Below are 12,071 nucleotides of genomic sequence, written 5' to 3'. Positions count from 1 at the left end.
CACCACGCCTCCTTCCATCCATCACTAGGGGCCCAGCACGGCAGCGTCGCCGCACAGTCCATTGCTGCCGTCTACATGAATGCCCCGCCACGACGGCCGGTCTCCTGGCCCCATCAGGTCGGGGTCCTCCCCCGCCAGGCGGACGGCTTCCAACAGCGCGACGCTCTACGGCAATTGGAACGGTCACTGTCCGGCTGGCACACCACGGCACGAGAGCACCTGTTGATCGGCATGGGCGGGGTCGGCAAGACCCAGGTAGCCGCGCGCTACGCGCGCCGTGCCCAGCAGACCGGCGCAGTAGACCTACTTGTCTGGGTCGACGCAAGCACTCGTTCGGCAGTGGTCGACCGGTACGCGCAGGCAGCCGCCGGGGTCATGGCCACCCCCTATGCCGACGCGGAACAGGCAGCCGCCGACTTTCTGGCATGGCTGGAGCCGAAGGCCAGCCAGACCTCTCCGTGCCGGTGGCTAGTTGTGCTAGATGATGTAGTCAACCCGGCCGACCTACGGGGGCTGTGGCCTCCCGCAAGTTCCGCCGGTCGGGTCCTGGTGACCACGCGCCGTCGCGATGCCGCTCTGACCGGGCGCGGACTCGAGCTAACACTCGGACTGTTCGACGCGGCACAGTCCGCCGCCTACCTCGCCGACCGGTTGGCTGCCGCTGGCCGGCATGAGCCACCCGAGCACATGGCCGCCGTGGCGGCCGACCTCGGACACCTCCCGCTGGCGCTCTCACAGGCTGCTGCATACATCATCGACACGGCTCTGCCCGTTGACGGCCCACCCGGGTGCGGTACCTATCGGGCCAGGCTCGCCGACCGTGCTACTGCCCTGGCCGACCTCACCCCTGACGCTCTTCCTGACGACCAGGACTCCACACGGGCTGTGGGGGCGGCTTGGACTTTGTCCCTCGACCATGCGAACGGGCTCACACCCAAGGGGTTAGCCCAGCCAATGCTGCAGCTAGCGGCCATGCTCGATGCGAGCGGCATTCCGATGAGTGTCCTGACCAGTTGGCCTGCTCTCGCTTACCTCGCTCACTACCGCGCGCAGGGAAAATCGGTCACCGAGTCGGCGGCGTCCGACATCACCCCCGACGACGCGCTCGGGGCCCTGCGAGCGCTGCACCGTCTCAGTCTTCTAGACCACAATCCGCATCAGTCTCACCAGAGCGCCCGTGTCCATAAGGTCATCCAGCGCAACATCCGCGACCGCCTCACCGACAACCAGCATCGGCATGTGGCCCACATCGCCGCCGATGCACTTTTCACCGCCTGGCCTCATGTCGAACGCGACACCGCTCTCATCCAGAGTCTGCAGGCGAATGCCAGCGCGTTGACCAGCCACGCGGAAGAGACGCTGTACCAGCCACATACTCGTCCCGACTTGGTGCAGCTAGGCAACAGCTTGAGCGACGAGGACAAGGAGGTGCTGCGCCGACCCCACCTTCGCCCTGTGCTGCTCAAGGTGGGCAACAGCTTGGGCGAGGGCGGTCAGCCAGCTGCAGCTCGCGACTACTTCGCTCGCCTCGCGAGCACCGCACGCCACCATCTGGGCGCCGACCATGCTGACGTCCTTAGTGTCCGGAGCCAACTCGCGACCTGGCGAGGAAGGGCGGGAGACGCCGCAGGAGCAGCTGACGCCTTCGCCGAGCTACTGCAAACCCGCCGCAGGATGCTGGGGTCCCGGCATCCCACCAGTCTCGTCACGTACGCCGCTGTTGCCGACTGGCAGGGTGTGGCGGGGAATCCGTCCGGAGCCGCGCAGGCGTACACCGCCCTGATCCCGGAACTCGAGCAGCTTCTGGGCAGCGATTCCCAAGACGTCCACGCCGCCCGGAACAACCTCGCCCTTTGGCGAGGAGAAGCTGGCGATGCGCAGGGGGCAGCCGCCGCATTCGAAGACCTCCTGAATGACCGCCTGCGAGTGCTGGGCCCCGACCACCCCGAAACCTTCGCGACCCGCGCCAGCCTCGCCTCCTGGCGAGGAGGAGCTGGCGATGCGCAGGGGGCAGCCGCCGCATTCGAAGACCTCCTGAATGACCGCCTGCGAGTGCTGGGCCCCGACCACCCCGAAACTCTCACCACCCGCGCCAGCCTCGCCTCCTGGCAAGGCCGGTCGGAAGGCACCGTCGCAGCCGCCGCGAATACCGTCGCGCTGCTCGTTGAGCTGCTTCCCGGCATAGAGCGGGTTCTCGGCGCCCACCACCCGAACATCCTGAGCATCCGTGCGAGCCTTGCCTACTGGCGGGGAAGCGCAGGAGATGCACCGAGAGCCGCGGTTGAACTAGCCACCCTGCTGCCCGACATGCATCAGGTCATGGGAGCACACCATCCAGTGACCCTCACGACTCGTGTTGACCGGGACTGTAAAACGTTCGGTGTAACTCCCGATCATGGAAGATGCATCGATGACCAGCAACAACGTGACTGAGCCCGAGGCCGTCGAGCCGTCTGAGGCGCCGGCGAAGTCTGTGGACAACCGACTGATTGACGAGCTGGTGGGCCGGGCTCAGGCCGAGGGCCTTCAGCTGACCGGCGAGGGCGGGCTGCTCCAGCAGCTGACCAAGCGGCTCCTGGAGTCCGCTCTCGAGGGTGAGATCACCGACCATCTCGGCTATGACAAACACGATCCGGCCGGGAAGAACGGCGGCAACTCACGGAACGGCACCCGGGCCAAGACCGTGTTGACCGATGTCGGCCCGGTGGAGATAGCCGTGCCCCGCGACCGGGAAGGCAGCTTCGAGCCGAAGATCGTCAAGAAGCGGCAGAAGCGTCTGTCCGGCGTGGACGAGATGGTCATCTCGCTCGCGGCGAAGGGCCTGACGACCGGTGAGGTCCAGGCCCACCTGGCCGAAGTCTATGGGGCCGAGGTGTCCCGGCAGACGATCTCAACGATCACCGACAAGGTTCTCGACGGGATGGCCGAATGGCAGAACCGGCCCCTCGACGCCGTCTATCCCGTGATCTTCATTGACGCCATCCACGTGAAGATCCGTGACGGGGCGGTTGCCAACAGGCCCATTTACGTGGCCCTGGCGGTCACTGTCGAGGGTCGGCGGGACATCCTCGGGCTGTGGGCGGGCGACGGCGGCGAGGGCGCCAAGCACTGGATGCACATCCTCACCGAGATCAAGAATCGCGGTGTGAACGACGTCCTCATGCTGGTCTGCGACGGGCTCAAGGGCCTGCCTGACGCGGTCGAGGCCGTCTGGCCCCGCACCACGGTCCAGACCTGCGTGGTGCACCTGCTGCGGAACTCATTCCGTTATGCCGCCCGCCAGGACTGGGACAAGATCGCCCGCGTCCTCAAGCCCGTCTACACCGCGGCGACCGAGGAGGCCGCACTCGAGCGGTTCGCCGAGTTCGCCGATGCCTGGGGCCGGAAGTATCCGGCGATCGTGCGGCTCTGGGAGAACGCGTGGGAGGAGTTCACCCCGTTCCTCCGCTTCGACACCGAGATCCGGCGCATCGTCTGCACCACCAACGCGATCGAGTCCGTCAACGCCAGGATCCGGCGGGCGGTCAAAGCCCGCGGACATTTCCCCACCGAGCAGGCCGCATTGAAGTGCGTCTACATGGCCATCACGTCCCTGGACCCCACCGGCAAGGGACAAGCCCGCTGGACCATGCGCTGGAAGACCGCACTCAACGCCTTCGACATCACCTTCGACGGCCGCCTCTCGGCAGCCCGTCAGTAACTCCAACAACCCCAGTTACACCGCTCGTTTGACAGACCCTGTTGACCTTGCCCACTGGCGGGGAAAGATGGGAGACACGGCAGGGGCCATAACAATGATGGCCGGTCTACTACCGCTGATGGACCGCGTGCTCGATCCCCAACACCCGATCACTGTCGCCGCTCGCAAGGCGTTCCTGCACTGGTACAACATGGAATTCGAACGCCTGGGAGAGCTGCTCCAGTCGCGTTTGAGTTCGAGAGGGGACTGAGCGCCGGCTGATAACAGGTTGAACCCTCCCGCAGCTCGTGTGACGGATCGGTGGGGCCGTCTTGAGGTCGCCCCATCGATACGGCCATGGACCGGATCGGGGGCGGGGCGCTGTGTCCGTGTCAGAACTCGGCGTACTCGCGCAGGGCCGTGAGGAACACGGTTGCGTCCGCTCGTGCCGGGCCAAGGCCCCGACGGATCTGAGTGCTCTGCTCGATGAGGAACGCTCGCTGTTCTGTGGGGAGATGGTCGAGGACTGTGCGGTGCGGGCTGCGGCGTGACGGCTGTGGAAGCCTGCCCAGTACCGGCATTCCGTGGCGGGCGAGCTCGGTATCCACCATGGAGTCGAAGGCGTCCGGACCGGGCTCCTCGTGTGGGCCTTGAAGGAGTAGGCCCGTCATGGGTAGGTCGGCGAAGGGGACCCTCGCCAGGCGACGGTGCAGCCAGGCCATGGCGGATTCGGCGGGAGTGAGGGGGATGGTGCGGCGCTGCAGTTCCCCGGCTTGCGCTGTGGTGCTCTTTGTCGTTTTCGGGAACGTGCTGCCTGTGACGACGAGGTGGTCGTCGGCCAGTGGGGAGAAGCCCAGCAGGGGCATGTCCGACCAGTGGAGCTTGACCATGATGATGTGGTCGAACTCCGCGCGTGCTCGGGCGAGGGCGGTCTCGAGGGCGTCGCCCATGAAGTCGGCCGTCCCTGTGAACATGGCGCCGGATCCGCCCGTCAGGCGCGCACGATGCCACGAGGCTGGGGCCAGACCGTGCGGATACTTACTGTCCACTCGGAGCACCAGTGTGTGGAGCCCCTGGTGCGCCCAGACGGCGGCGAGTTGTTCGGCGGCGTCCGTCGGGCCGTCTCCCCAGGGATCGAGCAGCTGGAGTACGTGTCCTGCACGGCTTGCACCGGCAGTATCTGCTTCGGGGTGAGGTTCCTTGAGGAACGTGGACAGGACATGGGCGCGGGCACGGCCGGGCCGTCGAGCGGGGCGGTCGTCTGTGCCGTGCACGGTGTGGACGGTGAGCCGTGCCGAGTTGAAGGTCTGAACGCACTGCAGCTGGTTGCAGCGGTGTCCGTCGGCGTCTGCGATCAGCCCTGGTCCGGCTACGGATTCGGCGAGTGCCGTCGTCACGTTGTCGTCGTGCATGCGGTGGCTGTTCGGCAGGCAGCGCTGCACCGTCCAGGCCAGCCCTGTTTTGTGCGGCTCGGCGGTGATGGTCACCGTGCTGCCGGCGGCAAGGGAGTTCCACAGATGCAGACGGCGCAGCAGCGCACTGGCCAGGCGTGGCTGGACGGTGTGCGGGTCTACGGGCTTGGCCGTCTTGCCTGTCGTCTGCCCGGGGCGGCTGCGGCGCATGGGCCGCGGCATCGGGTCGTGTGGGGTGTCCTTGGTCCACAACGGCACGTGTCCCCGGCCCTCCACCTGTTGCCGGTGCGCGTCCAGAGCGGCGGCAAGAGGGCAGTCCTGGGGTCCAAGGACCACGACGCGTCCGCCACCAGTTCTGCCGAGGACCAGCTCGATGCCCCGGGGAACGGTTGAGGCCCGCAGGTCGACGACGCCGTGCCGGGACCTGCGTCTGTCCCGGTGAGGCAGCAGAAGCAGCAGCGGGGCGAGCAGTTCCTCGGACTCCAGGCGCAGCACCAACTGGTCGGCGTAGGGGACGACTTCGTTGATGCCCAGAGGGTGACGTCCACGCCCCCCGCCGAGAGCTTGCAGCAGGTAGGACTCCAGCCGGGCCTGGTCGCTGTTCTTGGCGGCGGGCAGCAGCTTGGACCAGTCCCGAAGATCACTCAGGCGATCTCGGGCTCCCATCAGGCTCTCGCCGGTGAACTGGCGGCGGACGTCGACGACGTACTGCTCAATGAGCATCACGCTCTCCTTTGTTCCTGCCCCGACCCGGCAGGAGGTGCGTGAAGAGCAGAATCCAACGGCCCGTGCTGACATTCTTTGAAGAGGTGTTCTCCGTCGGTGACAGGGTCGGTTCGCGCCACCCGGAACTGGCCGCCACGTACAGCCAGGCAGGCAGCAGACAACCGTGCCGCCCTGTGCCGACGCAAGCTCGGGGCGCGTGAGGAAGGAGAGTTCCCCCGAACGGAGGACGGCCGGTCCTCTCAGGGCCGGCGGCGGGTGCGGGCAGGCGTATCGGGCCCGCGGATGAACTCCGCGCACGGGACGGCCACTACCTGTGAAGACTCCCCGACCGATTCAGGACGTCGTCACCTTGCCAGGGTGGGGAGTCACCGGCTCCGCCTGGAGCGGAGGGGTTCTGGCAGCGCAGGCGCTGCGCCGGCCTGGATCGTGCGCGGAGCCTGGCCTTCCGCAGGCGCCGGTCGCACGGTCCGTACGCCATGTCCTTCGGCGAGTTCGAAGGCGATGTCCTGGAGAAGGGGTGCCGGGGAGTGCGTGGACAGTTCCAGGGCCCAGGTGGGCTGGTGGATGGCGTTGCCGCCCCACACCGTCCAGGTCGGCAGAGCGCTGCCGGGGCGCTGTCCTGCGGCGAAGGCGTCGAACTGGATGCCTGCGGCTTCTTCGCCGGGAGCGTCCCAGCGGATGTAGCGGCCTTCGATGGTCTGCTGCCAGCCCGCGTCGGCGAGCGGGCGCGTCGCCTGCGTGAGGGTGGTCTCCGTGATGCTGGCGGCTGGACCCCATGCTGACTCGCTGGCGGCGGAGTTGAGCAGGGCGAGCACGATCTCGGCGGGGGCGGCAGCGGTGGCGGTGGCGTGCCACAGGCGCTCGCTGACCGGTGTCTCGTACGCCACGAGCGTCCATTTGGTATCGCGCCCTTGGGCCTCGTGGTCGAAGAGCGCCCGGAGGGTGAGTGATTCGTGGTTGGCGATGGTGGTGTTGTCGTCCCAGGTGCGCCATTTCTCCCAGTCGCCGTGTGTATCGAGGAAGGCGTCGAGCAGGGCGTCGTGGTCGCCGGCATCGGCCAGGTAGGCCGCAACGGTCTCCGGCTCCGGGTGGGACGGTTCGGCCGTGGTCGGGGTGAGGTCGAAAGTGGCACGGGCCTCGGCGGCGGCGCGTTCGGTTTCGGTCAGGGGCGCCGCGCCGGGGAGCATGTCGCCACCGTGGACCTTCTCGAAGGCGAGCAGGGCCTGGGCTGGGGAGTCGAACGTGTCGGCGATCTGGCGCAGGTGGTCCTCGCCGTGGAGGTAGACGGACGTGCCGCCCCGGGAGAGGTAGGTGCCGACGGCGACGGTGGTGTGGCCGTCGTGGGCGTGGGCGTGGGCGTGGATGAGGAGCTGGCCGTGGCGGATGTCGTCGTGGATCTTCTGGGCTTCGTTGGAGACCGCGCGGATTTCGCTGCGGGTGCACCAGGACATCGGGTAGTTGGCCCAGGTCCATTCCTCGTCCATGGCCTCCCGGAGCCGGGGGGTGATCTCGACGGCGATGCCTTCGGCGGACAGGTGCTTGGCCGCGTCCTGGGCCCAGTAGGGCTCCTCATGGTCGATGCGGACCAGGACCAGCACGTTGTCAGCGACGACCGTCCAGTCGGCAGCTTCCAGGCCCAGATGGGCAACGTGGGCTTGGGAGCCGGTCAGGACGGCGGTCACGGCGCTGGGATGGGTGGGGTGGCTGTCGAGGCGGACGTGGGCGTCGATGGTGGGAGTCACGTTGGGGTGTCGTCTCTTCTGCCGGTGGCCGGGCCTTCGGGTCCGGCCACCGGCGTGTGCGGGGGCTATCGGGTTGCTCGCGCGGCGCGGGTGGTGTGCGCGGGCGTGGTGGTCGGCGGGCCGGCACGGGTGGTGGGTGCCGGGCGCGGTCGCTGCGGCGGGATCGTTCCGGTGGCGTGTTGCCAGCGGGTGCGGACGGCGCCGATGTCGGCGAGGGAGCGGCGGGCGCCGACGACGAGCTGGAACGGGGTGTTCGCCGGGTCGGCGGCGTACGCCTCGATGTGCCGGCCGGTGTGCTCGGCGGTGGCCAGGAGAGAACGCTGCAGGGCCCGCTCGCCCCAGTGCTCCACGGAGCCGGCCGGTTCGGCCAGCAGGCGCAGTACCTCGCCCGGTTCGCTTCCGTCGTCCAGCAGACCGCGCTGCTGGGCTTCCCACAGAACGGTGACGGGGTCGACGGGCTCGCGGCGGCGGGCGAGGGTGGTCAGGCACTGCCACAGCCCGGCGTGCAGCGGCCGGTTGAAGTCCTCGGGGAGTAGCCACCGGACGGATTCGACATCTGCGGGGTACGCGGTGGCGGTCGCGAGCAGCAGCTGCTCCTCCTCGACCGCCTCGGTGTAGTCGGGCGCGACGGTCGGCGGCGGTGCCGTGGTGCGGGGCAGGACGCCGGCGCGTGGCGGGAAGCGGCTCGCGATGTCGTCCACGACTGCGGCGAGCACGTCGGCCTCGGCGAGCACCGTCTGGACGGGGTGTGGGAGGGAGACATCGTGGACGGTCTGGACGAGGTGTTCCGCGGCGGCCTGCAGACGGCGGCGGGCGTGTTCGGCCTCGACCATGCGCGCGTAGGCCGACGCGTGGCGGGGCCAGGGGCAGATCTGGATGACGGCGTGCAGGTATGAGGCGGTCAGTCCGTGCGCCTGCTCGCGGCCTGCGGCGAGCAGCTGGTCGAGCCAGTTGGTGCTCTTCGCGTGTTCGGTCGGATCGGGCGGGGGCAGGGTGCTGATCGCGGCGAACAGGGCGGCGTGCGCGGCGGTGGAGAACGAGTTGGCGGTAATCCCGGTCACGTCGCCGAGACGGTGCGGGGCGAGGAGGAGGGCACCGAGAAGGGCCTGCTCGGCGTAGTGCACGGGCGGCGGCGGATGTGTGTCGGGCAGGTCGTCTTCGTCGGGTTCGGGGCTGTGGGGCATCAGGCAGCCAAGGTGAAATCGTCGGGGTCGAGGGTGACGCCGAGGTGCGGGGCGAGGAGGTGGCCGGCGAGCAACGGTGGGACCGCGTTGCCGATCTGGCCGAAGACCTGGCCTTTGTTGCCGGCCCAGGGGTAGTCGGCGGGGAAGGTCTGCAGGAGGCCCGCCTCGCGGGCGGTGATCCGGATCGGCTCCGGCACAGCGGGGGCCTCCGCGTCCTGCGTTCGCGTAGCGGCTGGTTCTGCGACCCACGTGCACTCGTTCGCGCGGTGTCCGAAAAACAGCGTTCCCGCCGGCTCCTCGATGGACCGGACGGTGGCGTTGGCCTGGTTGTTGCTGCGCAGCGACCAGGACCAGCGGTGGGCCTGGGCGGTGAACGTCGGCGCCGGAGCGCCGGCGGCACGGTCGGTGCCGTGGCGCGCTGCCCACCCTGCGCCTTCGCGGCGGGACTGCAGAACCACTCCGCCCGGCCTGGGCATCCAGGTGCCGCGTTCCCGGGCATTGGACAGCGTCTTTCGGGAGCCCGAAGGGAAAGGCTCGGGTCCGCCGCCGGGTCCGCCGCCGGCGCACACGGTGGGGACAGGCCGGTCGGTCGCGCCCCACCCGAGTGCCTCAGCCATGCTCACCCAGCGGGCGCGGCCCGGACCGAACAGCGATTCGGGCTCAGCGACTTGGGAGTGCGTCGGCGTTGGAGGCTGTGCCGTACGGACCCGGGAGGCGAGCAGGATCGCCCGCCTCCGCGTCTGCGGAACGCCGAAGTCGGCGGCATTGAGGATCCCGTACCAGACCGAGAAACCCCAGCTGCGAAGGACGGCCGCGTACTGGCGCCACAGCGGCAGCACGTCGGGGACCTCCTCCATGGCCACCCATTCCGGTTCGCCGACCGTGTTGAGGGCGTGCAGGTAGCGCATCGGCTCGGCCGCCAGCAGGGAGCGCTCGTCACGGCAGGCGGCCAGGAGCTGTGCGCGGGTGTCGCGGCCGGTGGCGAGGTCGGCGACCGCCTGGTGGACCAGGGGCTGGTCCACCAGGCCGAGGCGCTTGCCGGCCATGGACCATGCCTGGCAGGGCGGGCTCGCGATGAGCCCGGCGGTTTTTCCGAGGAAGGGCCGGACGGGATACAGCGCCACGTCGGTGCGAATCGTCAACTGCCCTGCCGCCGCACGGGTTTTGCAGGCCCACTCATCCCATTCCAGGCCCACGTCCCGTACGCCGAGGACGTCAAGCGAGTGGCTCCATCCCCCCGGCCCCGCAAACAGGTCCAGGATGGTCAAGAGGCCAGTCCGAAGTCGTCCTGTACCGGCTCGGCTTCACCGCGGCAGGCCCACGGGGAACAGCCGTCGACGACGCCCTGCTCCAGCTCCTGAAGGTCCGGTCCGCTCTCGGTGAGTTCCTGCTGCATCGCCGCCCATTCGGCGGCGGTCACGTGATCGATGGGAGCTTCGCTGAGAGGGACGCGGGAACGGTGGAGAAACGCCTCGCCGAGCAGACGGTTGCCGGTGGCGTTGGCGCGCGCGTTTCCCTTGCGGATGGCCGCGTCGAACTCCACCACGTCCTCCCATTCCTCCGGGGAGTTGTCGCGGATGTTCCGCCACTGGGCGTTTCCGTGGAAAGGGCACCCGAGGCAGCTCGATTTCGGGGTGTCGGCCAGACCGAGCGACGTCAGATAGCGGACGCAGTCGGACCGCGACCAGCCCATGTCGATGAGCGGGTGTCGGTTGCGCATGTACTTGACGTCGGCGTCCTTGGCCCGGTGGAATTCATCGGTGGAGATGCCGACCCACTGCTCGACGAAGATTCCCTTGGGGATGCGTGTCGGATAGGGATATCCGAGTAGTTCGCGGACCTTCTTCTTGATCGGCTTGATTTTATATTCCCCGGTACATTGTCGCCTGGTCATACCCGGCTTTCCGTCCTTGTTCAGGACGTAGAGCGGCATTGACGCAAACCTGTGGTCGGGGTCCAGGGCATCCTTGCGTATGTTTCCGGACGATACGCGGAGAACGGGTATGCCTGCGGGTCCGGCTATTTCTCGCTCCAGCCGGTCGAGATGGGAATAGACGCCTCTTGGCTCCCAGCCCGTGTCGGCGAAAATTGTGTAGTCGACCTTCGGGAGTATGCCTTGTGCGGAGAGGGCGAGCATGGCGCTGGACTGGATACCGGCACCTAGTGAAATTGCCCGGAAGGCAGGGAGTTCGGAAATGATCGGTCCTGGGGGTGAGGAGGGTGGGGGCCCGGATCGGCGGCGAGGCGGGCGATGCGGTCGCTGATGAGCGCGGGGTGGCGGATGGGCAGCGCGTGCGTGGTGCGGGGGAGGATCTCCAGGCGGGCGGCGGGGAGTTGGGCGGCCATCTGCCTGGTGTGGGCGGCGGGGATGTGCCGGTCGTCGGCGCCGGCCATCAGCAGGAGTCGGTCACCGAACTGGTTGAGCACGGTGGCGTCGCGCGGCCCGTAGGCGCGCAGGCACTGCCACAGGTCGGCGAGATCGCGGGTGTGGGTGTGGCGGATGCCGTGGCGGCACGGCGGTGGCCCGTCGGCCGGCCGGTCGGGGCGGGTCGCGAGGCTGTAGGGGTGTGCGCTGGGCAGCCGGTGCCGCAGGAGGTCCACAGCCCGGGGAGCGTGGGTGCAGGTCAGGGCGAACAGGCTGCGTCCGGCGGCCAGCAGCAGGGCACGCGGACTGCGGCCGGGCAGCACGCTCGCCCCGCGTGCGGTGGCCGACAGCAGCACCATGCCCCGTACGCGGGCCTGGTGTTGGGGGTGCAGTGCGGCGAGTTCCTGCAGGACGAGGGCGCCCAGGGAATGGCCGGCGAGGACCAGCGGTCCGGCGGGGACGATGCTGGTGAGGATCTGGTGCAGGTCGTCGGCAAGCTGCCGGATCGTCAGCGGCGCCTGGCCGCGCGGGGTGTGGCCGTGCGCGCGCTGGTCGTAGCGCACGACGGTCAGGCCCAGGCCGGTCAGGTGCCGGGCGTGGTGGCGCCACAGGTCGGCGGTGACGGACGCGCCGTGCACCAGCACGACCGTCGCGCCGCCGGGACGCGGGCGCACCGGGGTGTCGCGGTAGACGGACAGGCGAGTGCCGTCCGCGGCGGAGACCGACAACACCTCGGTGGCGGACGGAGGGTTGCGCACAGGTAGGACTTCCAAAAGGGGGATCAGTAGGGGGCAGCCGTTCGCCGTCCGCGCCGGGTTGGGGGAACCGGCGGTTCGGCACCGCACTGCGCTTGCCGCAGTGGGGCGGGCGGATGCCGGGGAGGCGGCCCCGAAGGGGCGCGGGCAGTCAGCGCCGCACGGAGTCTTCGGCGGCGTGCTCGGGCGGCGGGACGGGGGTGGCGCT

General features: G+C 69.0%; 9 protein-coding genes. 3 read left to right on the top strand and 6 right to left on the bottom strand.

Going from position 1 to position 12,071, the window contains the following annotated elements; genetic code table 11:
- The first annotated feature begins 174 nt into the window (after positions 1 to 174).
- From OG241_RS07310 to OG241_RS07300, 3 genes are all read left to right on the top strand, one after another.
- A complete protein-coding gene (locus tag OG241_RS07310) occupies positions 175 to 2,433 on the top strand; it encodes a tetratricopeptide repeat protein (RefSeq protein ID WP_405814397.1) in 2,259 nt (752 codons plus the stop codon).
- Positions 2,411 to 3,700 carry an IS256 family transposase gene (locus OG241_RS07305; protein WP_405812607.1) on the top strand — a complete coding sequence of 430 codons (1,290 nt, stop codon included), beginning with the start codon at positions 2,411 to 2,413 and terminating at the stop codon, positions 3,698 to 3,700. Before OG241_RS07310 ends, OG241_RS07305 begins: the two co-directional genes overlap by 23 nt.
- Before the next feature lie 118 nt (positions 3,701 to 3,818).
- Complete coding sequence (locus OG241_RS07300) at positions 3,819 to 3,950, top strand: hypothetical protein (RefSeq protein WP_405814396.1); 132 nt, start codon at positions 3,819 to 3,821, stop codon at positions 3,948 to 3,950.
- 121 nt (positions 3,951 to 4,071) lie between these two features.
- On the opposite strand, the gene OG241_RS07295 is transcribed toward OG241_RS07300, so the two are convergent.
- From OG241_RS07295 to OG241_RS07270, 6 genes are all read right to left on the bottom strand, one after another.
- Entirely contained in the window at positions 4,072 to 5,814 is a 1,743-nt protein-coding gene (locus OG241_RS07295; protein WP_405814395.1) for a hypothetical protein, read from the bottom strand.
- Between the two features lie 368 nt (positions 5,815 to 6,182).
- The gene (locus OG241_RS07290) at positions 6,183 to 7,559 is read right to left on the bottom strand and encodes a DUF317 domain-containing protein (RefSeq protein ID WP_405814394.1); all 1,377 of its coding nucleotides are present in this window, start codon (positions 7,557 to 7,559) and stop codon (positions 6,183 to 6,185) included.
- Positions 7,560 to 7,624: 65 nt separating this feature from the next.
- On the bottom strand, positions 7,625 to 8,743 hold the full coding sequence (locus OG241_RS07285) for a DnaB-like helicase N-terminal domain-containing protein (protein ID WP_405814393.1): 1,119 nt from the start codon (positions 8,741 to 8,743) through the stop codon (positions 7,625 to 7,627).
- Positions 8,743 to 10,011, bottom strand: a complete 1,269-nt coding sequence (locus OG241_RS07280) for a DNA cytosine methyltransferase (protein ID WP_405814392.1) — start codon at positions 10,009 to 10,011, stop codon at positions 8,743 to 8,745. Before OG241_RS07280 ends, OG241_RS07285 begins: the two co-directional genes overlap by 1 nt.
- Positions 10,008 to 10,880: a hypothetical protein gene (locus OG241_RS07275; RefSeq protein WP_405814391.1), complete on the bottom strand. Its 873-nt coding sequence runs from the start codon at positions 10,878 to 10,880 to the stop codon at positions 10,008 to 10,010. Before OG241_RS07275 ends, OG241_RS07280 begins: the two co-directional genes overlap by 4 nt.
- 23 nt (positions 10,881 to 10,903) lie before the next feature.
- Positions 10,904 to 11,866, bottom strand: a complete 963-nt coding sequence (locus tag OG241_RS07270) for an alpha/beta fold hydrolase (RefSeq protein ID WP_405814390.1) — start codon at positions 11,864 to 11,866, stop codon at positions 10,904 to 10,906.
- Positions 11,867 to 12,071 lie beyond the last annotated feature (205 nt).

The sequence above is a fragment of the Streptomyces sp. NBC_01390 genome, assembly GCF_045040105.1.
GTDB lineage: Bacteria > Actinomycetota > Actinomycetes > Streptomycetales > Streptomycetaceae > Streptomyces.
This window is presented reverse-complemented; position numbering and strand designations above follow the sequence as displayed.